Annotated in this window: 22 protein-coding genes and 1 riboswitch; of the genes, 15 read left to right on the forward strand and 7 right to left on the reverse strand. The window is 71.0% G+C overall.

The features are described from left to right. Positions 1-43: 43 nt before the first annotated feature. Positions 44-2,131, reverse strand: a complete 2,088-nt coding sequence (locus M3Q35_RS43895; protein ID WP_273938505.1) for a RecQ family ATP-dependent DNA helicase — start codon at positions 2,129-2,131, stop codon at positions 44-46. 95 nt (positions 2,132-2,226) lie between these two features. Between M3Q35_RS43895 and M3Q35_RS43900 the strand changes: the two genes are divergently transcribed. From M3Q35_RS43900 to M3Q35_RS43955, 12 genes are all read left to right on the forward strand, one after another. Beyond that, complete coding sequence (locus M3Q35_RS43900) at positions 2,227-3,492, forward strand: glutamate-5-semialdehyde dehydrogenase (protein ID WP_273938506.1); 1,266 nt, start codon at positions 2,227-2,229, stop codon at positions 3,490-3,492. Between the two features lie 22 nt (positions 3,493-3,514). Beyond that, positions 3,515-4,102 carry a TetR/AcrR family transcriptional regulator gene (locus M3Q35_RS43905; protein WP_273938507.1) on the forward strand — a complete coding sequence of 196 codons (588 nt, stop codon included), beginning with the start codon at positions 3,515-3,517 and terminating at the stop codon, positions 4,100-4,102. Positions 4,103-4,177: 75 nt separating this feature from the next. Next, positions 4,178-5,380 (forward strand): cytochrome P450, encoded by a 1,203-nt coding sequence (locus tag M3Q35_RS43910; RefSeq protein ID WP_273938508.1) that lies wholly within the window; start codon positions 4,178-4,180, stop codon positions 5,378-5,380. Positions 5,381-5,421: 41 nt separating this feature from the next. After that, a complete protein-coding gene (locus tag M3Q35_RS43915) occupies positions 5,422-5,652 on the forward strand; it encodes a ferredoxin (RefSeq protein WP_273938509.1) in 231 nt (76 codons plus the stop codon). A 113-nt stretch (positions 5,653-5,765) separates the two neighbouring features. Beyond that, entirely contained in the window at positions 5,766-6,356 is a 591-nt protein-coding gene (gene nadD / locus M3Q35_RS43920) for a nicotinate-nucleotide adenylyltransferase (RefSeq protein ID WP_273938510.1), read from the forward strand. A 266-nt stretch (positions 6,357-6,622) separates the two neighbouring features. Then, on the forward strand, positions 6,623-7,000 hold the full coding sequence (gene rsfS, locus M3Q35_RS43925; RefSeq protein WP_273938511.1) for a ribosome silencing factor: 378 nt from the start codon (positions 6,623-6,625) through the stop codon (positions 6,998-7,000). Next, positions 6,997-7,605 (forward strand): histidine phosphatase family protein, encoded by a 609-nt coding sequence (locus M3Q35_RS43930; RefSeq protein ID WP_273938512.1) that lies wholly within the window; start codon positions 6,997-6,999, stop codon positions 7,603-7,605. The genes rsfS and M3Q35_RS43930 overlap by 4 nt, the downstream gene beginning before the upstream one ends. Next, positions 7,602-8,312, forward strand: coding sequence for a diglucosylglycerate octanoyltransferase (gene octT, locus M3Q35_RS43935; protein ID WP_273938513.1), 711 nt, complete (start codon positions 7,602-7,604; stop codon positions 8,310-8,312). The genes M3Q35_RS43930 and octT overlap by 4 nt, the downstream gene beginning before the upstream one ends. 11 nt (positions 8,313-8,323) lie before the next feature. Beyond that, positions 8,324-9,184 (forward strand): DegV family protein, encoded by an 861-nt coding sequence (locus M3Q35_RS43940; protein WP_273938514.1) that lies wholly within the window; start codon positions 8,324-8,326, stop codon positions 9,182-9,184. A 462-nt stretch (positions 9,185-9,646) separates the two neighbouring features. Further along, a complete protein-coding gene (locus tag M3Q35_RS43945; protein ID WP_273938515.1) occupies positions 9,647-10,075 on the forward strand; it encodes a ComEA family DNA-binding protein in 429 nt (142 codons plus the stop codon). Continuing rightward, a complete protein-coding gene (locus M3Q35_RS43950) occupies positions 10,072-10,260 on the forward strand; it encodes a hypothetical protein (RefSeq protein ID WP_273938516.1) in 189 nt (62 codons plus the stop codon). Before M3Q35_RS43945 ends, M3Q35_RS43950 begins: the two co-directional genes overlap by 4 nt. Beyond that, positions 10,253-12,667, forward strand: coding sequence for a DNA internalization-related competence protein ComEC/Rec2 (locus tag M3Q35_RS43955; RefSeq protein WP_337960529.1), 2,415 nt, complete (start codon positions 10,253-10,255; stop codon positions 12,665-12,667). Before M3Q35_RS43950 ends, M3Q35_RS43955 begins: the two co-directional genes overlap by 8 nt. Here M3Q35_RS43955 and M3Q35_RS43960 read toward each other — a convergent pair. The 5 genes from M3Q35_RS43960 to M3Q35_RS43980 form a co-directional block, all read right to left on the reverse strand. Further along, complete coding sequence (locus M3Q35_RS43960; protein ID WP_273938517.1) at positions 12,570-13,376, reverse strand: ABC transporter permease; 807 nt, start codon at positions 13,374-13,376, stop codon at positions 12,570-12,572. The genes M3Q35_RS43955 and M3Q35_RS43960 overlap by 98 nt on opposite strands. Positions 13,377-13,554: 178 nt before the next feature. After that, positions 13,555-14,445, reverse strand: coding sequence for an ABC transporter permease (locus M3Q35_RS43965; RefSeq protein WP_379794559.1), 891 nt, complete (start codon positions 14,443-14,445; stop codon positions 13,555-13,557). Positions 14,446-14,461: 16 nt separating this feature from the next. Next, positions 14,462-15,658, reverse strand: coding sequence for an ABC transporter substrate-binding protein (locus M3Q35_RS43970; RefSeq protein ID WP_273938519.1), 1,197 nt, complete (start codon positions 15,656-15,658; stop codon positions 14,462-14,464). 10 nt (positions 15,659-15,668) lie between these two features. Beyond that, the gene (locus M3Q35_RS43975) at positions 15,669-16,745 is read right to left on the reverse strand and encodes an ABC transporter ATP-binding protein (protein WP_273938520.1); all 1,077 of its coding nucleotides are present in this window, start codon (positions 16,743-16,745) and stop codon (positions 15,669-15,671) included. 49 nt (positions 16,746-16,794) lie between these two features. Then, positions 16,795-18,216, reverse strand: a complete 1,422-nt coding sequence (locus M3Q35_RS43980; RefSeq protein WP_273938521.1) for a gamma-aminobutyraldehyde dehydrogenase — start codon at positions 18,214-18,216, stop codon at positions 16,795-16,797. 122 nt (positions 18,217-18,338) lie between these two features. Between M3Q35_RS43980 and M3Q35_RS43985 the strand changes: the two genes are divergently transcribed. Then, positions 18,339-19,322, forward strand: a complete 984-nt coding sequence (locus M3Q35_RS43985) for a FadR/GntR family transcriptional regulator (RefSeq protein ID WP_273938522.1) — start codon at positions 18,339-18,341, stop codon at positions 19,320-19,322. A gap of 29 nt (positions 19,323-19,351) precedes the next feature. Continuing rightward, positions 19,352-20,050 carry a cache domain-containing protein gene (locus M3Q35_RS43990; RefSeq protein WP_273938523.1) on the forward strand — a complete coding sequence of 233 codons (699 nt, stop codon included), beginning with the start codon at positions 19,352-19,354 and terminating at the stop codon, positions 20,048-20,050. 14 nt (positions 20,051-20,064) lie between these two features. On the opposite strand, the gene thrC is transcribed toward M3Q35_RS43990, so the two are convergent. Further along, positions 20,065-21,336 carry a threonine synthase gene (gene thrC / locus M3Q35_RS43995; RefSeq protein WP_273938524.1) on the reverse strand — a complete coding sequence of 424 codons (1,272 nt, stop codon included), beginning with the start codon at positions 21,334-21,336 and terminating at the stop codon, positions 20,065-20,067. A gap of 10 nt (positions 21,337-21,346) precedes the next feature. Next, a riboswitch (SAM riboswitch) is annotated at positions 21,347-21,461 on the reverse strand. 88 nt (positions 21,462-21,549) lie between these two features. Here thrC and holA point away from each other — a divergent pair. After that, positions 21,550-22,521, forward strand: a complete 972-nt coding sequence (gene holA, locus M3Q35_RS44000; RefSeq protein WP_273938525.1) for a DNA polymerase III subunit delta — start codon at positions 21,550-21,552, stop codon at positions 22,519-22,521. The last annotated feature ends 23 nt before the right edge of the window (positions 22,522-22,544 follow it).

Raw genomic sequence — 22,544 nt, forward strand, 5'->3', positions numbered from 1 at the left:
GAGATCGTTCCCGGGCGTCCCTCGCGTTACATCAGGGCGTGACCTAGTTCGTGACGGCGAGCGCGAACGGCAGCACCGCGGGCGCACCTCCTTCCCGCAGCAGCCGGGCCGCGAGCGTCATGGTCCAGCCGCTGTCCACGAGATCGTCGACGAGCAGCACCGGACCGGTGGGGGAGAAGGCGTCCGGGGCGCGCAGGCCCTGCCACAAACCGGCCAACCGCTGCGCGCTGTTGCTGCGCCGGGTGCCCTCGCCAGCCGACTCGATCTCGCCGAGGTAGGTCAGCCGGCCGATCGATGCCAGCCGCTCGCCGAGGCTGGCCACCAGCTTCGGCCGCCGACGCGATCCGATCGTCACCACGCCGGACGGCCGCTGCTCCCACTTCCACGACGCGAGCACCTGCACGCAGGCGTTGAACACGTCGTCCGGCACCGGCTGGTCCGGCGCGTTCTCGGCCAGCAGGTCCCGCAACCGGTTGCCCCAGCCGATGTCGGTGAGCCGGCCCAGCGCCCGGCCCTCCTCGGCCTGCTCCCCGGCCGGGATCTTGCCGGACAGCGGCACGCCCAACGCCGACATGCCGCTCGGCCACATCTTCCGCGGGCCGATCTCCACGCCCGGCCGGTTCAGCCGGTCCTGCGCCGCGGTCGCGGCCTGCCCGGACACCTCGACGCTCCAGCGTGTGCCCGTGCAGTTGTCGCACCGTCCGCAGGGCACCGCGGTCGGATCGTCCAGCTGCCGCAACAGAAACTCCATGCGGCAGCCGTCGGTGGCCTGATAGTCGAGCATGGCCTGCTGCTCGGCCCGACGGGCCTGCCCGAGCCGGCCGTAGCGTTCCTCGTCGTAGTGCCACGGCTCGCCCGTCGACACCCAGCCGCCGCGCACCCGGTGCACCGCGCCGTCCACGTCCAGCACCTTCAGCACGACCTCGAGCCGGCTCCGGGACAGCTCGACCATCGGCTCCAGCGCGGCTGTCGACAGTGGACGGTCGCTCATGGCCAGGGCGTCCAAGACCTGTCGCACCACGTGTTCCGGTGGGAAGGCCAGCGACGCGAAGTACTGCCAGATCTCCCGGTCCTCACGGCCCGGCAGCAGCAACACCTCCGCGCGTTGCACGCCACGGCCCGCACGGCCGATCTGCTGGTAGTAGGCGATCGGGGACTGCGGCGCGCCCAGGTGCACCACGAATCCCAGGTCCGGCTTGTCGAAGCCCATGCCCAGCGCCGAAGTCGCGACCAGCGCCTTGACCCGGTTGGCCAGCAGGTCCGCCTCGGCACGCTCGCGTTCGGCCGGGTCGGTCTTGCCGGAGTACGCCGCGACCGGGAAGCCCCGTTCACGCAGGAACGACGCCACGTCCTCGGCCGCCGACACCGTCAGCGTGTAGATGATGCCGGAGCCGGGGAGCTCGGTGAGCTTCTCGGCCAGCCAGCCCAGCCGCGTCGCCGGGTTGGGCAGCGCGACGACGGCCAGGCGCAGGCTTTCGCGGTCCAGCGGGCCGCGCAGCACCAACGTCTCGTTGCCGCCGATGCCCAGCTGATCGGCGACGTCCCGGACGACACGGTCGTTCGCCGTCGCGGTCGTGGCCAGCACCGGCACACCTGCCGGCAATTCACCCAGAAGTGTGCGGAGCCGTCGGTAGTCGGGGCGGAAGTCGTGGCCCCAGTCGGAGATGCAGTGCGCCTCGTCGACCACGAGCAGCCCGGCGCTCGCGGTCAGACTCGGCAGCACGTTGTCCCGGAAGTCCGGGTTGTTCAACCGTTCCGGGCTCACCAGCAGCACGTCCACGTCGCCACCGGTCACGGCGTCCTGGACCTCCTGCCACTCGCCCAGGTTGGCGGAGTTGATGGTCGCCGCGCGCACCCCCGCGCGGGCCGCCGCCTCCACCTGGTTGCGCATCAGGGCCAGCAGCGGCGACACGATCACCGTCGGCCCCTCGCCGAGCGACCGCAACAACGCCGTGGCGATGAAATACACCGCTGACTTGCCCCAGCCCGTGCGCTGCACGACCAGCGCACGGCGGCGCTGCGAGACCAGTGCGCTGATCGCCGTCCACTGGTCGTCACGGAGTCTCGCCTCCGGCCCCGCAAGGGATCGGAGGTGTTCCTCTGCCTGCTCGCGCAAGGCCTGGTCGTCCATGAGCACATGCCTACACCACGAATCTGACAGTCCCGGGGCGGCCCGAGGTCAGAGCCCATATTTCGGTGCGAGCGAGATTGTTCTACAATTCCACAATGACCGACGACCTGCGGGAACAGGTTCACGAGGCGGCCAAGCGCGCCCGAGTCGCCGCCAAGGTGCTGGCCACGGCCAACACCCAGCGCAAGAACGCCGTGCTGCTGGCGATGGCCGACGCCCTCGAGGCCAACGCCGCCGACATCATGGCCGCCAACGAGCGCGACCTCGACACCGGCCGTCAGGCCGACATCGGCGACGCACTGCTGGACCGCCTCGCGCTCAACGAGAAGCGGATCGCCGGCATCGCCGACGGCCTGCGCTCGGTCGCCGGTCTGCCGGACCCGATCGGCGACGTCCGCCGCGGCTCCACCCTGCCCAACGGCCTGGAACTGCGCCAGGTCCAGGTCCCGCTCGGCGTGGTCGGCATCGTCTACGAGGCCCGCCCGAACGTCACGGTCGACGCCGCCGGCCTCACGCTCAAGGCCGGCAACGCGGTGCTGCTCCGCGGCTCCTCCAGCGCCGAGCAGTCCAACATCGCGCTGGTCGACGTGCTGCGCGAAGTGTTGGCGGACAACGACTTCCCGGCCGACACCGTGCAGCTGCTGCCGTGCCACGACCGGGCGTCGGTGCAGCACCTGATCACCGCACGCGGCCTGGTCGACCTGGTCATCCCGCGCGGCGGCGCCGGCCTGATCTCGGTGGTCGTGCAGCAGGCGACCGTGCCGACGATCGAGACCGGCGTCGGCAACTGCCATGTGTACGTGGACCGGGCCGCCGACCTCGACATGGCGCACCGGATCCTGATCAACTCCAAGACCCGCCGGCCGAGCGTGTGCAACGCCGCCGAGACCGTCCTCGTGCACCAGGACGTCGCCGAGCAGTTCGTGCCGGAAGCGATCCGGCAGCTCACCATGCACGGCGTGACCGTGCACGGCGACAAGCGTGCCGGCGAGCTGGCCGAGGTCGTGCCGGCCGTCGACGCCGACTGGGACACCGAATACCTGTCGCTGGACATCGCCATGCGGATCGTCGACTCGCTGGACGAGGCCGTCGAGCACATCGGCCGGCACGGCAGCGGCCACACCGAGGCGATCGTCTCCGACGACGTGCGGGCGGCGCGGGACTTCGTGGCCCGGGTGGACGCCGCGGCGGTCATGGTCAACGCCGCGACCTCGTTCACCGACGGCGCCGAGATGGGCCTCGGCGCGGAGATCGGCATCTCCACGCAGAAGCTGCACGCCCGCGGCCCGATGGGGCTGGCCGAGCTGACGTCGACGAAATGGGTGGTGTGGGGCGACGGTCACGTCCGCGCCTCCTCCTGACACCGCCGGTACGTTCACGGGCGTGACTTCAGAAGCGCCCGAACATCGCCGACGCGACGCGGCCGCCACCAAGGCGGCCTTGCTGCGCGCTGCTCAGGAGCTGTTCACCGAGCGCGGCTACGAGCGGACGACCGTCCGCGACATCGCCGACCGTGCGGGCGTGAACCAGGCTCTGCTGTTCCGCTACTTCGGCAACAAGGAAGACCTCTTCCACGTCGTGCTGGCCACCGAGAGCCGGGTGCTGGTGACGGAGTCGCCGCCCGAGCAGGTGTTGGCCAAGACGCTCGCCCGGATGATGCGCGAGACCGACGCGGAGCACGAGAGCGTGTGGCTGGCCGCGCTGCGCTCCAGCGGGCACGACAGCGCCGCCGACGCCATTCGCAAGCAGCTCGGCCAGGACTACCTGCGGGTGCTGGGCTCGCTGACCGACGCCGAGGACGCGGATCTGCGGGTCGACCTGGTGCTGGCCTGGTTGGTGGGGCTGGGCATGCTGCGCTCCGTCGTGCGCAAGGAACCGCTGGTCAGCGGCGACCCGGAGGCTATCGCCCGGCTGATGCTGAAGGCCGTGTCCGTGCTGCTCGAACGGGTCGACACCGATCCAGTTGGTTGACGCCTGGTAACCAAGTGCCTATCGTCAGGGATGTAAGCGGAAGCTTACATACCAGTTCGGCTTTGGGGAGCTGACATGACGACTGTCGATCGCGGCGTGTGCCCGTATCCGTTCAGCGAGGCCAAGCGGCTTGACCTCGACCCGGAGTACGCGCGGCTGCGCGACAACGGCGAACTGGCCCGCGTGCGCATGCCCTACGGCGGCGAGGCCTGGATGGCCACCAGCTACGAGGACGTCAAGACGGTGCTGGGGGACCTGCGGTTCAGCCGCGCGGCCACCCTCGGCGTCGACGTCCCGCGGATGACGCCGCTGACACAGACCGACTCCACCCTGCTGACCATGGATCCGCCCGACCACAGCCGGCTGCGCAAGCTGGTGGCCAAGGCGTTCACCATGCGGCGCATCGAGATGCTGCGCCCGCGCGCCCAGGAGGTCGTCGACGGCCTGCTCGACGCCATCGAGGCCCAGGGCCCGCCGGCCGACCTGGTGGAGGGGCTCGCGCTGCCGCTGCCGATCACCATGATCTGCGAGCTGCTCGGCGTGCCGTACGAGGACCGTGACCGGTTCCGGGCCTGGTCGGACGCGGCGCTCGCGTTCAGCGCGTACACCCCGGAAGAGATCCAGGCCGGCCGCGACGGGCTGAAGGCGTACCTGGCCGACCTCGTCGCCAAGCACCGCGAGGAGCCGTCCGACTCCCTGCTCAGCGAGCTGGTCCGGGCCCGCGACGAGGACGACCGGCTCAGCGAGGCCGAGCTGGTCCAGTTCGGCGTCACGCTGCTGGTCGCCGGCCACGAGACCACGGCCAACCAGACCGGCAACTTCCTGTACACGCTGCTCAGCAAGCCGCAGCTGCTCAAGGAGCTGCGGGACGACCCCGACCTGCTGGAACCGGCGATCGAGGAGCTGCTGCGGGTGACGCCGCTGGGCGCGGCCGCCGGCTTCCCCCGCATCGCCACCGAGGACGTCGTGCTCAGCGGCACGCTGGTCAAGGCCGGCGAGGCCGTGATGACCCAGACCGCGTCGGCCAACCGCGACGCCCGGGTGTTCGACAACCCCGAGGAGATCGACTTCCACCGGGAGAACAACCCGCACGTCGCGTTCGGCCACGGCGTGCACCACTGCCTCGGCGCGCAGCTGGCTCGACTGGAACTCCAGGTCGCTGTGGGTACTGTGCTGCGGCGCTTCCCCGGCCTGCGGTTCGCGGTCCCGGTCGAGGAGGTGCCGTTCAAGACGGGCCGCCTGGTACGGGGCCTGCAGGCGCTGCCCGTCACCTGGTGATGCAGGATTGACGGGTTCCTGAACTGGCTGAGGAGGACACGGTGGCAGACGGCCGCTGGAATATCGCGATCGACTCGGGCACGTGCATCGGCTCCGGCGTGTGCGCCGGCACCTCGCCGAAGTACTTCACGCTCGACGGCGGCTACGGCACGCCGGTCGCCGACGAGGTCGACGCCGACGACGAGGTGATCACCGCCGCTGAGTCGTGCCCGATGGAGGCGATCCTGGTGCGCGAGGTCGGCACCGACAAGGTGGTCGCCCCGCTGGACTGAGGGGATGGGGGCGCCGGCTGCCGGCCGGCGTCCCCAGCCGCTCGGATAGCCGTTGCTCACACTTCGGCGCTGTCGCAGGCCGAACGGGTGACGGCTGCCTACGCTGGACCGTTATGACCGACAAGCGCCGGGTCGGGGTCATGGGCGGCACCTTCGACCCGATCCACCACGGCCACCTCGTCGCGGCCAGCGAGGTCCAGGCCAAGTTCGAGCTGGACGAAGTGATCTTCGTGCCGACCGGGCAGCCCTGGCAGAAATCCGGCCGCGGGGTCAGCCCGGCCGAGGACCGCTACCTGATGACCGTGATCGCGACGGCGTCCAACCCGCGCTTCTCGGTCAGCCGCGTGGACATCGACCGCGGCGGACCCACCTACACCGCCGACACGCTGGCCGACCTGGCCGATCGTTTCCCCGATGACGACTTGTTCTTCATCACGGGCGCGGACGCGCTGTCCCAGATCGTGTCCTGGAAGCGGGTCGACGAGCTGTTCACCCGGGCCCACTTCATCGGCGTCACCCGGCCGGGCTTCCGGCTGGACGGCCACCACCTGCCGGCCGGCTCGGTCAGCCTGATCGAAGTGCCGGCCATGGCGATCTCGTCCACGGCCTGCCGCGACCGTGTCTGCGCTGGTCAGCCCGTGTGGTACCTGGTGCCGGACGGGGTGGTGCAGTACATCTCCAAGCGCGGCCTCTACCAGTGCTGAAGACGGGAATCCCCCGATCCGGCGCCTGGATCGGGGGACCCGTACTCGTCAGTCCTGGCGCGCTATCGCGTACGCCCGACGGGACGAAGCGCGAGCGCGCCGAGAGACTTCCCGAGCATTCGCACACCTCCCTTCGGTTGGGCCACCCACTGCGGCCGTGTGCCCCTATCTGATCGTCTGGGCCGCGGCCTGGTCAACGGGTTTTTCCCCGGACGCGGGACGGTACCCTTGCCACTCATCCGCAAGTAAAGAACGCAAGGAGTGACGTGGCAGCCACCGACGAGGCACGACGGCTGGCGCTGGTGGCCGCACACGCGGCCGCCGACAAGAAGGCGCACGACATCAAGGTGCTGGACGTCTCCGCCCAGCTCGTGATCACGGACTGCTTCGTGATCGCGTCGGCGCCCAACGAGCGTCAGGTCGGCGCCATCGTGGACGCCGTCGAGGAGAAGATGCGGGAGGCCGGCACCAAGCCGGTGCGCCGCGAGGGGGCCCGCGAGGGTCGCTGGGTGCTGCTCGACTTCGTGGACGTCGTTGTGCACGTCCAGCACACCGAGGAGCGCGTCTTCTACGGCCTTGAGCGGCTGTGGAAGGACTGCCCGGAGATCCCGTTCGACGACGGGACCAGTGAGGACGGTTCATGACCCTGAGCAGAATCCTGCTGTGGCGGCACGGGCAGACCGAGCACAACGCCAGCGGCCACTGGCAGGGCCACCTGGACTCGCCGCTGACCGAGCGGGGCCGGGAGCAGGCGCGGGCCGCGGTGCCCGCGCTGCTGGCGTACGAGCCGCAGCTGGTGGTCGCCTCCGACCTGCGGCGGGCCACCGACACGGCGAAGATCCTGGTCGAGGCCAGTGGCCTGCCGCTGCGGCTGGACAAGCGGCTGCGGGAGACCGACATCGGGCACTGGCAGGGCCTGACGTCGGCCGAGGTGGACGCCCGCTACCCGGGCGGCATCAAGACCTGGCAGACCGACCCCACGTGGGCGCCGCCCGGCGGCGAGGCCCGGGTGGAGGTGGCGACACGGGCCCATGAGCTCGTCAACGAGCTGGACGAGGAGCAGTCCGGCACCGTGTTGCTGTGTGCGCACGGGGGCCTGATCACGGCACTGACCGCGCAGCTGCTGACCATGCCGGTGTCGATCTGGCCGCAGCTGGGCGGGCTGAGCAACTGCCACTGGGCGGTGCTGGCCCGACGGCCCGGCGGTGACGGCCGCTGGCGGCTGCTCACGTACAACGCCGGCGCGTGAACCTGCTCGTCGTCGGGGATTCGCTGTGCTTCCACGGCCCCGTCGGGCCGCTGGCCGCCGACGACCCACGGCTGTGGCACTCGGTGGCCGCGTCGTCGCTGGGGGGTTCCTCGGAGCTGATCGCCGGCTTCGGGTGGACCGCCCGCGACGCGTGGTGGGCGGTGACGGGGGATCCTCGGTTCTGGGCGGCGCTGGCCCGCGCCGACGTGTTGGTGCTGGCCGTGGGCGGCATGGACACGCTGCCGTCGCCGCTGCCGACGTATCTGCGTGAGGGGCTGCGGTTCCTACGCCCGGACGCGCTGCGGCGGCGCGTGCGGGCGGTGTACCTGGGCGCGCAGCCGTGGTTGTCCCGGCTTGGCGGTCCGGTGGCGTTGCCGGCGCACCTGACGGAGCGCTACCTGGACGACTGCGTGCGGGCCGTGCGGACGCTGCGGCCGGGGCTGCCCGTGGTGGGCATGGTGCCGCCCGTGCACCGCGCCGCCGTGTACGGCTACGTGCACAGCGGCCGGCCGGCGGGGGAGGCGGCCGTGCGCAGGTGGGCGTTGCGGCACGAGGTGCCGCTGCTGGACCTGCCGTCGCTGATTGGTGAGCACGTGCGTGGCGGGCACGGCAATCCCGACGGCATCCACTGGGGATTCGACGCACATCGGGCCGTGGGCCAGGCCATGGCGGACACGGTCCGCCACCTGGACCCCGTCAACCCGTAGGCTGGGCGGCCGTGTCCGTCGCCGTCGTCACCGACTCCACCGCGTACCTGCCGGAAGGCTTCGCCGAGCGGCGCTCGGTGCGGGTGATCCCGCTGCACGTGCTGGTCGACGGGGTCGGGCGGCTGGACGGCGTCGACTTCGGGCCGGTCGAGCTCGCGGGGGCCCTCGGCGAACGGCGGACCGTCACCACGTCGAGGGCCAATCCCGCCGAGCTCGCCGCCGAGTACCGCAAGGCGTTGGAGGACGGCGCCGAGGCCGTCGTCGCCGTGCACCTGTCGGGGGAGCTGTCCGGGACGTGGAACGCCGCGTGGATGGCGGCCGAGGAAGTCGGGCCGGATCGGGTGCGGATCGTCGACTCGCGGTCCACCGCGATGGGGCTCGGATTCGCCGCGTTGGCGGCCGCGGATGCTGCTGCCGCCGGGGCGTCGCCGGCCGAGGTTGAGCGGGCCGCCACGCGCGTGGCCGCCCGGGCTCGGACGTTTTTTTCCGTTGAGACGCTTGAGTATCTGCGTCGTGGCGGCCGTATCGGCACGACCGCCGCATTGGTCGGGACCGCGCTGTCGGTGAAGCCCCTTCTGCACGTCGAGGACGGCCGCATCGTGCCGCTGGAGAAGGTCCGCACCACCAGCCGCGCCATCGCCCGTCTCGTCGACCTCGCCGCCAATGCCGCCGGCCGCGGCCCGGTCGAGCTGGCCGTGCACCACCTGGCCGCTCCCGAACGGGCCGCGGAACTCGCCGCCAAGCTGGAGTCCCGCCTGCCCAACTCGCCCGGCTGCCTGATCTCCGAGGTGGGGGCGGTGATCGGCGCCCACACCGGTCCCGGGGTGCTGGGCGTGGTCGTCGTCCCGGGCGGCCTGAACCTCCCGGCCTGACCCCCAACCCACCAGAATGGCACACCCCGCCACCGCCTGACCCCAGCCAAGCCCACCTGTCCACAGCCCCCGACTTGTCCACATCTGGATCTTCACCAGCGCCGCCCCCACCCCGCCCCGCCCTAGCGTCGACGCCGTGCTCGATCGACTGCGCCCAGGCGCCACCGACCACACGGCCCAGGTACGCAAACGCCTGACCGAGGTGTTCGGCGACGCCGTGCCCGAACCGCAGGACGCGCCCGACAGTGACACGGCCGCAGGGCGGGCGGGTCCGTTGGTCGAGCGCTGGTTGCCCGGAGGCGCCCGGGTCCGCCGACCCCGAACGGCGGTACTCGCCCTCGCCGGCGCGGCGCTGATCGCCGCGTTGGCCGCTGCCCTGGGCATGTGGCTGAGCCGGCCCGTGCTGGAACAGCCACCGCACCTGCCCGCCCCCGCGACCCCAACCGCCGCGCACAGCGCGGGGTGGGCAGGCCGGGCCCGTCGCCCGGGCCGTTGGTCGTCAGCGTCGTCGGCAAGGTCGCCCGGCCAGGACTGGTCACGGTGCCCGACGGCTCCCGGGTCGCCGACGCACTGCGTGCCGCCGGCGGCTCACTGCCCGACGCTGACCTGTCCCAACTCAACCTGGCCCGCAAGCTGTCCGACGGCGAACAGGTCGCCGTCGGTGTGCCGCAGCCCCAGGCGGTTCCGGGGCAACCGCCCGGCAAGGTCAACCTCAACACGGCCACCGAGACCGAGCTGGAGACGCTGCCTGGCGTCGGACCCTCGATGGCGCAACGGATTCTCCAGTGGCGGACCAAGAACGGCCGCTTCCAGTCGGTCGACCAGCTCCGCGAGGTCGACGGTATCGGCGCCACCAGATTCGACCACCTGAAGGACTTGGTGCAGACATGACCACTACTCGGATCTTCCGTCGACACGCCGCGGTGTTCGCCCTGCCGGTCGCTCTCCTGTGCGGGCACCAGTTCTGGTGGTCGCTCGTCGTCGCCGTGGTGGCGCTCGGGATCGAGCTCGTCCGGTTCCTCCGATCGCCACTGTTCATGCGGATCCGGATCGAGCCGGCGGTCCGCGATGACTGACACCCGGATGGTGCCGGTCGCCCTGGTGGTGTGGGCGGTCGCCACGGTTGGCCTGGCGTGGGGCTGGCAGTTCAGCTGGCTACTCGGCTTTCTCGCTGCGGGCACGGCCTTGCTGGTGGCCTTCCGGTCGCTGCGCTGGCGTCCGCAGGCGGTGCTCGTGATCACCCTCGGCGCGTTGGCAACCTGTTGGATCGCAACGGTGATTCATGCATCGGCGACGAATCCGCTGCGGCAGGACGCGGAGCGGGGCACCGTCGTCACGCTGCGGGTCGAGGTGTCGGAGCGGCCGAAACCCCTTCGTACGCAAGGATTCGGCAGCCGGCAGGGCGGCGCGGACCGCGTCCTGGTCCCGGCCGGCGATGTCATGGTGCTGGCGCAGGCCGGCGACTGGGCCAACCTGCTGCCGGGCCAGTGGCTCACCGTCACCGGCCGGGCCGCCCCATCCCGCGGCGGCGACCTCACTGTCGCGGTCGTGCAGGCCAGGGGATCGCCGGCCGACGTGTCGCCGGCTCCGCCTTGGCAGAAGGTCGCGGCCGCACTGCGAAACGGACTGCGGCGAGCATCGGAGGTGTTGCCGGACGAGCAGGCGGGCCTGGTGCCTGGGCTGGTCGTCGGTGACACGGCGAACCTGTCGCCGCGGGTGTCCGACGAGTTCCGGGTGGCCGGCATGACCCACCTGCTCGCGGTCAGCGGGGCCAACCTGGCGATCGTCGCCGGTGCTGCACTGTTCGCGATCCGGTTGCTGGGACTGGGCCCGCGGATTGCCGGCGCGGGCGCCGGCCTGGCGGTGATCGGATTCGTCATCCTCGCCGGTCCGGAGCCGAGCGTGTTGCGGGCGGCGATGATGGGCGGCCTGGCGCTGTTGGCTTTGGTGCTGGGCCGGGAGAGATCGCTGCTGCCGGCGTTGGCCTGGTCGGTGGTGGTGCTGGTGCCGATCGACCCGGCGCTCGGCCTCAGCGCCGGATTCGCGCTCTCCGTGCTCGCGACCGGGGCCCTGGTACTGGTCGCGCCGCGATGGGCGGCGTGGCTGCGTGACCGGGGCGTGCCGCCCGGCATCGCCGAGGCCATTGCCGCGCCGCTGGCCGCCCACCTGGTGACCGCACCCGTGATCGCCGGCCTGTCCGGCGAGGTGAGCGTGGTCGCGGTGATCGCCAACCTGGTGGCCGAACCAGTGGTCGCGCCCGTGACGGTCATCGGGGTGCTCGCCACGGTGGTGACGCCGATGAACCAGTGGCTGGGCGAGTTGCTGGCCCGCTTGACCAGCCCGGAGGCGTGGTGGCTCATCCACGTCGCCCGCTACACCTCGTCGATGCCGCTGGCGTCGGTGCGTTGGCCGAGCGGCTTGCTCGGGACGGTGCTGTTGGCCGCCTTGCTGGGCGTGGGTTGGGCCGTGGTGCGGTCGCGGCGGCTGCGCGTGGTGGCGGCCGTGATCGCGGCCGGTGCGGTGCTGGTGTTGATGCCGGCGCGGCTCACCGGTTCCGGTTGGCCGCCGACAGGGTGGGCGATGGTGAGTTGCGATGTAGGCCAGGGCGACGCGCATGTGGTGGCGACGTCCGAGCCGGGACGGGTGGTGCTCATCGACACCGGGCCGGACCTCAGCTCGATCGTCGGCTGCCTGCACCGGCTCGGCGTGGTCAGCATTCCGTTGGTGGTGCTCAGCCACCTGCACGCGGACCACGTCGGTGGCTTGTCGTCGGTGCTCAGCGACTATCCGGTCGGTGCCGTCGGCGTCGGGCCACTGCACGAACCGGCCTGGGCCTGGGACCAGGTCCGCCGGCTGGCCTCGGCCGCGGGCGTGAAGGTGGTGGACATCGTTGCCGGACAACGAATCGAGTTACCAGGAATGGCCATGACCGTGATCGCGCCGCAGGCCGTGCCGAGCCATCTCGGCCCCGACGCCGAGGGCACACCCGTCAACGACGCCTCGCTCGTCCTGCGCGCCGACACCCCGGCCGGCCGGATCCTGCTGACCGGCGACATCGAGCTGGAAGGGCAGGCCAACCTGTTGGCCAGCAACGAGGATCTGTCCGCCGACGTGCTCAAGGTGCCCCACCACGGCAGCCGCTACTCGCTGCCCCGCTTCCTGGAACGCGTGCATCCCCGGGTCGCCCTGGTCAGCGTCGGCGCCGGAAACCCTTTGGGCACCCCAGTTCACTCATTCTGGACGCACTGCGACGGGAGGGAGCAACGGTCCTGCGCACCGATGAGGATGGTGACATGGCCGTCGTCGCCAGCCGAGACGGTCCGCTCATCGCCCGCCGCGGCTCGGAGCGGGTCGTGCGCCGATAGCGTCGGCCGGCCGGCGGTTTCTAGAGCCGCCCGCCGGAGGCGCTGTCGCCGGACAGCCGCTGGGCCAGGTACACCGGCACCGTGGAGGCCAGGATCAGGACTGCCGCCACGACGTTGACGATCGGCGCCTGGTTGGGCCGGAACAGGTTGTCGTAGATCCAGATCGGCACCGTCTCCATGCCCGCGCCGAGGGTGAACGTGGTGACGATGATCTCGTCGAAGGAGAGGGCGAAGGCCAGCAGTCCGCCGGCCAGCAGGGCCGAACGCAGCATCGGGAACGTGACGAGCCGGAAGGTGCTGATGCCGTCGGCGCCGAGATCCATCGACGCCTCCTCGAGGTTGTTGCCCATGCGCCGCAGGCGGGCCACGACGTTGTTGAACACCACGACGATGCAGAACGTCGCGTGGGCCACGATCGCCGTGAACAGGCCCAGGTTGATGCCGAGGATGGTGCGGAAGGCGTTGTTCAGCGCGATACCGGTGACGATGCCGGGCAGCGCGATCGGCAGCACGATCAGCAACGAGATCGGGTTGCGGCCGATGAACTTGTAGCGCTGCAAGGCAAACGCAGCCATCGTGCCGAGCACCAGCGCGATCGCCGTCGCCGCCACCCCCGCCTCCACGCTCGTCCGCAGCGCCGCCAGCGCCCCGTCGTTGCCGGCCGCCCGGCTCCACCACTCCAGCGTGAAGCCCGCCGGCGGCCAGCCGAACGTCGGATCCGCGTTGAAGGAGTTGAGCAACACCACCAGCAGCGGGAAGTAGACCACCGCGAGGCCCAGCGCGAGCGCGCCCAGCAGCACCCGCCGGGTGGTTCGGGAGAAGGTCATGTCCGAGCCTCCTGTGGGTTGCCTGGCACGGCCTGATTCGTTCGACACCAAGGGAAACGGGAGAGGGAGGGGAGAGGGAGGGGTGGGGGAGGGGGCGGGGGCGGGGGAGCCAGAGAGATCGATGCGCCACGGCTGCTGGACCGGGGTGGTGGTCGGCGCCTCGGGCGTTCGGCCGGGCTCAAAGAGTGTCGAGTGCGCCGGTTCGGCGGACGGCGGCGAGGTACAGCAGCATGATCACCACCGGCACGGTGGCGACGGTGGCGGCGAAGGGGAGGTTGTTGGCGGCGCCGATGTTGTCGTAGACGACGTTGCCGAGCAGCTGGCTGGTGCCGCCGACGATCTTGACGGCGATGTAGTCGCCCAGCGACAGCGAGAACGTGAAGATGGAGCCGGCGATGACGGCCGGCATGGCGAGCGGGAGCACGACGGAGAAGAACGTGCGTACGGAGCGGGCGCCGAGGTCGCCGGAGGCGTCGACGAGGGAGTCGGGCAGGCGGTCGAGGCCGGCGTAGATCGGGAGGATCATGTAGGGCAGCCACAGATAGGACAGCGTGATCACGGTGGCGGTCAGGCCGTAGCCGGGGCCGTCGAGGCCGACGGGGGCGAGCAGCCAGTGCAGCACGCCGTTGCCGGACAGCATGGACCGCCAGGCGTAGGCCTTGACCAGGTAGCTGGCCCACAGCGGGGTCATCACGGCGATCACCAGCAGCCGCTGGGTCCGCCGGGAGGTGAACTTGGCCATGGCGAAGGCCATCGGGAACGCGATCACGGCGTCGATGACGGTGACGAGCACGGCGACGCCGACGGTGCGAACGGTGATGGTGCGGTAGACGGCATCCCGGGCGAGGGTGGCGAAGTTGTCCAGGGACCAGCTGACCACCACCCGCCCGGTGAACACGTCGGTGCTCCAGAACGCGGTCACGAACAACGCCGCCAGTGCGCCGAGGTAGGCCAGACCGAGCCAGATCAACGGCCCGGACAGCAGCAGGCTCAGCCGCACCCGAGGCCGGTGGTGCAGGGACGCCGAGAGTCGGCGGCGGGGTGAGGCGCCGGGCGGCGCGTTCGTGATCGCGGTGGTCACCGGGTCAACCCTTGATCTCGGTCCACGCCTGGGTCCACGCGCCGTAGTCCTCGCACTTGACGTCGGTGCGTCCGTCGAGGCACTGCGAGATCGGCGTGGTCCAGTAGGCGATCTTGGCCGCGTAGGCGGAGTCGCCGGCGTGGTAGGTGTCGCAGTGCTTGGCGTCGGTGGTCTGGGCGCACGCCTTGGCGTTGGCCGGGGCCTCGCCGAAGTACTCGGCGACCTGGGCGTTGACCTTGGGGCTGATGATGTAGTTCATCCACAGGTAGGCGCAGTTCTTGTGCTGCGACTTGGTGGCCACCATCCACGTGTCCGACCAGCCGGTGGCGCCCTCGGCCGGCACGGTCGACTCCACCGGCACGTTGCCGGCCTTGGTGACGTTGACCGTCACCTGCCACGCGGTGCCGAGCACGGCGTCGCCACTGGTGAGCGCCTGGCTCTCCTTGAGATAGTCCGACCAATATTCGCTGACCAGGGGCCGCTGCTTCTTGAGCAGGTCGACGGCGGCCTTGAACTGGGTGCTGTCCAGCGCGTAGGGGTTCTTGATGCCCAGGTCGGGCTGGTGGGCCTTGAGGTAGAGGGCGGCGTCGGCGATGTAGATCGGCGAGTCGTAGGCGGTGATCTTGCCTTTGTACTTGGAGTTCGGGTCGAACAGCGTGGACCACGACGTGGGTGCGGGGCTGACCTTGTCGGAGCGCCACGTGAGCAGGTTCGCGCCCCAGCCGTGGGGGATGCCGTAGGCGACGCCGCCGACGCTGTTCCACGACTGGTTCTTGAGGAAGCCGAACACGTCGGCGTAGTTGGGCACGAGCGAGGTGTTGACCGGCTCGATGTCGCCGGAGGCGATCAGGCGCAGCGAGGCGTCGCCGGAGGCGGAGACGACGTCGTACTGGCCGGTCTTCATCAGGCTGATGGCCTCGTCGGAGGTGCCGAACGGCTTGACGTTGACCTTGCAGCCGCTCTCCTGCTCGAACGGCGTGACCCAGTTGACCTTGGGGTCGTTGGCGCCGTTCTCCGCGTAGCCGGGCCACGCCAGCACGGACAGCTGGCCCTCGCCCGGGCCGAGCTTGCCGAGCGCGGGTAGCGACGGCGGGGTGAAGGCGGTGCCGCCGGTGGCCGTCGTGTTGCTGCTGGTGGTGCCGCACGCGGTGAGCACGAGGCCCGCCGCGAGCAGACCGGCCAGCAGCGCCGTGTTCTTCATGATCGACCTTTCACTCGGTGCCGGTGACCGGGAAGTTGTGCTCGTGCCGCCAGGTCAGTCGGACCCGGCCGTCGCTGAAGCCGGGCACGCCGTCGGTGTTCTGCCGCACCACGGACAGCCGGCCGCCGGCGTCGAGGGCGACCTCGAAGCGCATGGTCGCGCCGGCGTACACCACGTCGGTGACCGTGCCGGTCGCCACGGTCTCGCCGGGACCGGCCGGGCGGGCCAGGTCGCCGTCGATGCGGATCTTCTCGGGGCGGATGCTGAACAGCCCGGCCATGCCGATCACCGTCTCCGCCGCGCGCCCGCCGAGCAGGTTGGAGGTGCCGACGAAACCGGCGACGAACGCCGTCGCCGGCCGCTCGTAGACCTCCTGCGGGGTGCCGACCTGCTCGATCCGGCCGGCGTTGAACACCGCGATCCGGTCGCTCATGGTCAGGGCCTCGTCCTGGTCGTGGGTGACGAACACGAAGGTGATGTCGACATCTCGCTGTAGCTGCTTGAGCTCGCTCTGCATTTCGTGACGAAGTTTCAGGTCGAGTGCGCCGAGTGGTTCGTCGAGCAGCAGCACCTTGGGCCGGTTGACCAGGGCCCGGGCCAGTGCGACGCGTTGGCGCTGGCCACCGGACAGTTGGGACGGTCGTCGGCGGCCGTAGTCGTCGAGACGCACGGAGTGCAGCGCCTCGGCGGCCCGGCGGCGTCGTTCGTCCTTGGGCACGCCCTTGACCCGGAGTCCGTATTCGACGTTCTTGGTGACGTTCATGTGCGGGAACAGGGCGTAGTCCTGGAAGACGGTGTTCACGTCGCGGTCGAACGGGGCCAGCCGGCTGACGTCCCGGCCGCCGAGTTCGATCACGCCGTCGGTGGGCTGCTCGAAGCCGGCAATCATCCGCAGCACCGTCGTCTTGCCGGAACCGGACGGTCCGAGCATGGCGAAGAATTCACCCGGTCGGATGTCGAGGTCGACGCCGTCGACCGCGGTGACGGGCCCGAAGTCCTTGCGCAGGCCGCGAAGCCGGACCGCGGGCACGGCGGTGGCGGCCGGCGCGGGACCGCCGAGCGCGACGTCGGGGGCTTGGTGGGGCATCGCTGGCCTCCGCTGTTCTCCGGGACCGATGACCTGCTGGCGAAACGACCTAGAGGGCGCTCATCACGTGCTTGACGCGGGTGTAGTCCTCCAGCCCGTACAGCGAGAGATCCTTGCCGTAGCCGGATTTCTTGAAGCCGCCGTGGGGCATCTCGGCGACGAGCGGGATGTGCGTGTTGATCCACACGCAGCCGAAGTCGAGTCGGCCGGCCATGCGCATCGCCCGTTGGTGGTCGGTCGTCCACACCGACGACGCCAGCCCGTAGGGCACGCCGTTGGCCGCGCCGAGGGCCTCGGCCTCGTCGGCGAAGCGCTGCACGGTGATCACCGGCCCGAACACCTCGTGCTGGCTGATCTCGTCCTGCTGCCGCACGCCGGAAACCACTGTGGCGCCGAAGAAGTAACCCTTGTCGCCGAGTCTGCTGCCACCACTGTGGACGGTCGCGTGGGCCGGCAGCCGGTCGATGAAACCGGCGACGCGGTCGAGCTGATCGGCACTGTTGAGCGGACCGTAGTCGGCTGACGTGTCGTCGGGACCGCCGGTTCTGGTCGCCAGGGCCCGGGTGGTGAGGGCGGCGACGAAGTTGTCGTGCACCCCGTCGGCGACGAGAACCCGGGTGGCGGCGGTGCAGTCCTGCCCGGCGTTGAAGTAGCCGGCCATCGCGATGGTTTCGGCGGCGGCTTCGATGTCGGCGTCGGCGAACACGATGACCGGCGCCTTGCCGCCCAGCTCCAGGTGCACGCGTTTGACGTCGGCTGCCGCCGCGCTCGCGACCTCGGTGCCGGCACGGACCGACCCGGTGATCGACACCATCGCCGGGATCTCGTGGCCGACCAGTGCTCGGCCGGTGTCCCGGTCGCCGCAGACCACGTTGAACACACCCGGCGGCAGATGCTCCGCGGCGATCTCGGCCAGCAGCAAGGTGGACGCCGGCGTGGTGTCCGACGGCTTCAGCACCACCGTGTTGCCCGCGGCCAGGGCCGGCGCGATCTTCCAGACGGCCATCATCAGCGGGTAGTTCCACGGCGTCACCTGCGCGCACACCCCGATCGGCTCGCGCCGCACGAAGGACGTGTGGCCGGCCATGTACTCCCCGGCCGACTTTCCCTCGAGTACCCGGGCCGCGCCGGCGAAGAAGCGCAGTTGGTCCACCACCACCGGCAATTCCTCGGATGCCGTGAGCGCCAACGGTTTCCCGGTGTTCTCGCACTCAACCCGGACCAGTTCGCCGGACCGTTCCTCGACCGCGTCGGCGATCTTCAACAACGCCAGCTGCCGTTGTGCCGGCGTGGTGTCCCGCCAGGACTCGAAGGCCGCTTGCGCCGCGTGCAGGGCCCCGTCGACGTCCACCTTGCCGGCCACCGGGGCCGTGCAGTACGGCTGTCCGGTCGCCGGGTCGATCACGTCCGCGCGTTGTCCGGAGGCGGAGTCGACCTGGGCCCCGTCGATGAAGTGGTGCAGCTGTCGCATGGCGACTCCCTGCGGTCCCGGGGTGGCGGAGGAGCGGGATGGGGTTAAACATATGAGTCCATATGTCATATGGCAAGACTGTGGAGGAGGATTGGGGTCGAGAGTCCTCGGTGGTGAGAAGGGTGAGGGTTGGCATGGGGCAGGCGAGGTCGCACGTGTTTGCGCCGCTGGGCGACCTCGGGCGGGCCGAGGCGGTGACGACGCGGCTGACCGACGCGATCTCGATGGGGTTGTTGGCCGACGGGGAGCAGTTGCCGAGCGAGGCGGAGTTGGCCGGGCAGTTCGGGGTGGCCACGGTGACGGTCCGGGAAGCGCTGGTGGCGCTGAGACAGCTGGGCCTGGTGGCCACCAGACGGGGACGAGGGGGCGGCAGCTTCGTGATCGCGCCGGAGGAGGGGGCGCCGACGTCGTGGCGGCAGCGGCTGCGGGCGGTGTCGCTGAGCGAGTTGCGCGACATCGGCGACCACTACCTGGCAGTAGCGGGGGCGGCGGCCCGGCTGGCGGCGGAGCGAAGCTCGCCGGAGGACGTGGAGCGGCTGCGGCTGGCGACGGAAGACCTGCGCCGAGCGAGCGATGGACAAGCCCGCGGGGCGGACGGTGAGGCCAGCGTGGCGGAGGGGCTGGCGGCGCGCGGAGGGGGAGAAGGGCTGGCGGCGCGTGGCGGGGGTGAGGGCCTGGGCTCGGTGGCGGGTGGCGAGGCTGGTGGGGAGGGCGGAGCGCGGCGGGGGCTGGAACGGGGGGTGTTTGGTGGGGGAGGGGGCGCGACGCGGGAGCGGGCGGCGGACGGCGAGGCCGGTGGGGTGGCGGAGCGGGGCTGGAGTCGGTGGGGGGAGCAGGCGGCGGCGAGGGCGGAGCGGCAGTTTCACCTGGAAGTGGCGGCGGCGGCGCAGTCGGCGCGGCTGACGCATGAAGAGGTGCAGCTCCAAGGGGAGAGGGGCGGGCTGCTGTGGCTGCCGCCGAGTCCCAACGCCTACGCGGAGCATCGGGCGATCACGGAGGCGATCGCGCTGCAGGACGGGGAGCTGGCCCGCAAGCTCACCGAGGAGCACATCCTCGAAGCGGTGGACCGGCTCGTGGACATGCACCTGGCCCTGCTGGAATCCTGACCGTTACCCGTACAGCCGAGGTGAGCGTCATGGGCACTGGTGACGAGGTCGTCGAACACGTCGCGGCGATCGTGGAAGACGTCTTCGACCGGCTGAAGCCGGTGCTGGTGGCGGTGGAAGCACTGCTGGACGTGGTGGACGAGGTCAGGGCCAGGGACCTGGACGGCATCAGGCCGCAGGTGCTGGACGCGCTGGGCGGCCTGGTGATCGGGGCGGGCTATGTGGCGGCGCCGCACGTGCTGGCGGACCAGGAGTACGGCTTCGAGTGGTGGACGGCCAAGGCGACCGGGCCGGAGCAGCTGTTCATCAGCCTGGAGCCGGGGAGTGCCAACTTCCTGGACTACACAAGGCAAAGCTGGTTCACGGTGTCGAGGGACACGGGCCGCCGGCACGTGAACGGACCGTACGTGGACTACCTCTGCACGGACGAGTACACGCTCACGTTCACGGTGCCGGCCCGCCGCAACGGCGCGTTCGCCGGAGTGGTGGGGGCGGACGTGTACGTGCGGGAATTCGAGCATGTGTTGCAGCCCAAGCTGCGAAGGCTGGGATCGCGAGCGGCCCTCGTGAACGCCCAAGGGCGGGTGATCGTCTCCAACAGCGCCCGGCTGGCCACGGGATCGCTGATGCGGGACGCCGATGTGCCGGCGTGGTGGAACGCCGGCGCGCAGACACGCGCCGGCGTTCGACGTTGTGGAGACGCCCCTATAGCGCTGGTAATACCCTAAACCGCTAAAGGGTCTTACAGGCCGAGAGCTTCGGTCACGGCGGCGGCGTTGGGCGGCACGACAGCCTTGGGACCGATGCGGTCGGCCACGGCGTCCAGGGTCTTGAGGCCGTCGCCGGTGATCAACAGCACGGTGTCGGCGTCGGGGTCGAGCTGCCCGGTCTCGACGAGCTTCTTGGCGGTCGCGACGGTCACGCCGCCGGCGGTCTCGGCGAAGATGCCCTCGGTGCGGGCCAGCAGCCGGATGCCCTCGACGACCTCCTCGTCGGTGACGTCCTCGACGGCGCCGCCGGTGCGGCGCACGGTGTCCAGCACGTACGGCCCGTCGGCCGGCGCGCCGATGGCCAGCGACCGGGCGATGGTGTCGGGGCGGACCGGCGCGACGACGTCGGTGCCGGCCTTGTAGGCCGTCGACACCGGGGAGCAGCCGGTGGCCTGGGCGCCGAACACCCGGTACGGGGTGGCGTCGACCAGCCCGAGCTCGCCGAGCTCGCGGAAACCCTTGTCCACCTTGGTCAACTGCGAGCCGGAGGCGACCGGCACCACGATCTGCCCGGGCAGCCGCCAGCCGAGCTGCTCGGCGACCTCGTAGGCCAGCGTCTTGGAGCCCTCGGCGTAGTACGGCCGGACGTTGACGTTCACGAACGCCCAGTCCTCGTGCTCGGCGGCGAGCTGGGTGGCCAGGCGGTTCACGTCGTCGTAGTTGCCGTCGACGGCGATCAGGGCACCGTCGTACACGGCGGTGGTGAGGATCTTGGCCTTTTCCAGCGAGGACGGGATCAGCACGACCGACTCCCAGCCGGCGCGGGCGGCCGCGGCGGCGACGGCGTTGGCCAGGTTGCCGGTGGAGGGGCAGGCCAGCACCTTGAAGCCGAGCTGGCGGGCCGCGGCCAGTGCGACCGCGACCACGCGGTCCTTGAACGAGTGCGTGGGGTTGCCGGTGTCGTCCTTGACCCACAGGTTGCGCACGCCCAGCGCCGCGCCGAGGCGGTCGGCCTTGACCAGGCGGGTCAGGCCGGGCTCGGTGTTGGGGAAGGACTGCACGTCGGTCGGCACCGGCAGCAGGTTGCGGTAGCGCCAGATCGACTTGGGGCCGGCCTCGATGTCCTCGCGGGTGACGCGGCCGAAGTCGTAGGCCACTTCGAGGGGGCCGAAACACTCGCTACAGGCGAATTCCGCGGCCAGCGGGATCTGGTGGCCGCACTCACGACAGCTCAGGGCGCGCGCGGGGCCGAGGTTGACAGGGCCCAAGTTGGCGGGCGTACGGGCGTCGACGGTCGAGGTCATGGGAGGCGTCTCCTCATCTTTCCCACGTGTGGGTCGGAATTGGCACCGTGTTCGACGCACAAAGACATGCGTCGCCGGTTGCCGGGGCTTCAACGGGCCGTTCCCTCTGCCCCTCTGGATGAGCGGTGTTCAGTTGTGACCTGCACGGTACGGCAACGCGACGTGGCATCGCCACCCGCGAGCCCAGTATGCGGGACGTGGAAGGATGACGGGGTGAGTGCCGCCCCTGATCCGCTGCTGCTCGTGCTCGGCGACGAGGAACTGCTGGTCGAGCGGGCCGTGCGGGCCGCGTTGGCGCAGGCCCGCGAGGCCGACGCGTCGGCCGACCTGACCCGCGTGCGGGTGACTGACCTCACCCCGCCGGAGCTGGCCGAGCTGCTCAGCCCGTCGCTGTTCGCCGAGGGCCGGGTGGTGGTGCTGGAGGGGGCGCAGGAGGTCGGCAAGGAGATCGCCGACGCGGTCCTGTCCTACGCCAAGGAGCCGGCCGACGGCATCGTGCTGATCGTGCTGCACACCGGCGGCGGCCGGGCCAAGGTGGCCAAGGACCTGCCGGGCGCGCTGAAGAAGGCCGGCGCCACGGTGGTGGAGTGCTCGAAGATCACCAAGCCGGCCGACCGCGACGCGTTCGTCAAGGACGAGGTGCGCCGGGCCGGCGGCAAGATCGACCCGGCCGGGCTGGCCGCGCTGATCGAGACGGTCGGCAACGACCTGCGTGAGCTGGCCGCGGCCGCCTCGCAGCTGGTCACCGACAACGACGGCAAGGTCGACGAGGCGGCGGTGCGCCGTTACCACCAGGGCCGGGCCGAGGTGACCGGCTTCGCCGTGGCCGACCTGGCCGTGGTCGGGGACCGGGCCGGCGCGATGGAGGCGCTGCGCTGGGCCATGCAGCTGGGCGTGCCGCATGTGCTGGTGGCCGACGCGCTGGCCGAGGGCGTGCGCACGGTGGCCAAGGTGGCCTCGGCCGGCCGGGGCGACCCGTTCCGGATGGCCGGCGACCTGGGCATGCCGCCGTGGAAGGTGAAGCGCGCGCAGGGGCAGGCCCGTGGCTGGTCACCGGCCGGGCTGGCCGAGGCGATGCAGATCGTGGCGGCGTTGAACGCCGACGTGAAGGGCGTGGCGGCCGACGCGGACTACGCGTTGGAGCGGGCCGTGCTCAAGGTGGTCGCGGCCCACCAGATCGGCTGACGCAAGCGAAAGGGGCGTCCCCG

It is taken from the genome of Kutzneria chonburiensis, from assembly GCF_028622115.1.
In the GTDB taxonomy this organism is placed as follows: domain Bacteria; phylum Actinomycetota; class Actinomycetes; order Mycobacteriales; family Pseudonocardiaceae; genus Kutzneria; species Kutzneria chonburiensis.

Coding starts and splice junctions, on each gene's coding strand:
- M3Q35_RS43895 (WP_273938505.1), bottom strand. CDS start 2,131: ATGGACGACCAGGCCTTGCGCGAGCAGGCAGAGGAACACCTCCGATCC.
- M3Q35_RS43900 (WP_273938506.1), top strand. CDS start 2,227: ATGACCGACGACCTGCGGGAACAGGTTCACGAGGCGGCCAAGCGCGCC.
- M3Q35_RS43910 (WP_273938508.1), top strand. CDS start 4,178: ATGACGACTGTCGATCGCGGCGTGTGCCCGTATCCGTTCAGCGAGGCC.
- nadD (WP_273938510.1), top strand. CDS start 5,766: ATGACCGACAAGCGCCGGGTCGGGGTCATGGGCGGCACCTTCGACCCG.
- M3Q35_RS43930 (WP_273938512.1), top strand. CDS start 6,997: ATGACCCTGAGCAGAATCCTGCTGTGGCGGCACGGGCAGACCGAGCAC.
- M3Q35_RS43950 (WP_273938516.1), top strand. CDS start 10,072: ATGACCACTACTCGGATCTTCCGTCGACACGCCGCGGTGTTCGCCCTG.
- M3Q35_RS43955 (WP_337960529.1), top strand. CDS start 10,253: ATGACTGACACCCGGATGGTGCCGGTCGCCCTGGTGGTGTGGGCGGTC.
- M3Q35_RS43960 (WP_273938517.1), bottom strand. CDS start 13,376: ATGACCTTCTCCCGAACCACCCGGCGGGTGCTGCTGGGCGCGCTCGCG.
- M3Q35_RS43970 (WP_273938519.1), bottom strand. CDS start 15,658: ATGAAGAACACGGCGCTGCTGGCCGGTCTGCTCGCGGCGGGCCTCGTG.
- M3Q35_RS43975 (WP_273938520.1), bottom strand. CDS start 16,745: ATGCCCCACCAAGCCCCCGACGTCGCGCTCGGCGGTCCCGCGCCGGCC.
- M3Q35_RS43980 (WP_273938521.1), bottom strand. CDS start 18,216: ATGCGACAGCTGCACCACTTCATCGACGGGGCCCAGGTCGACTCCGCC.
- M3Q35_RS43990 (WP_273938523.1), top strand. CDS start 19,352: ATGGGCACTGGTGACGAGGTCGTCGAACACGTCGCGGCGATCGTGGAA.
- thrC (WP_273938524.1), bottom strand. CDS start 21,336: ATGACCTCGACCGTCGACGCCCGTACGCCCGCCAACTTGGGCCCTGTC.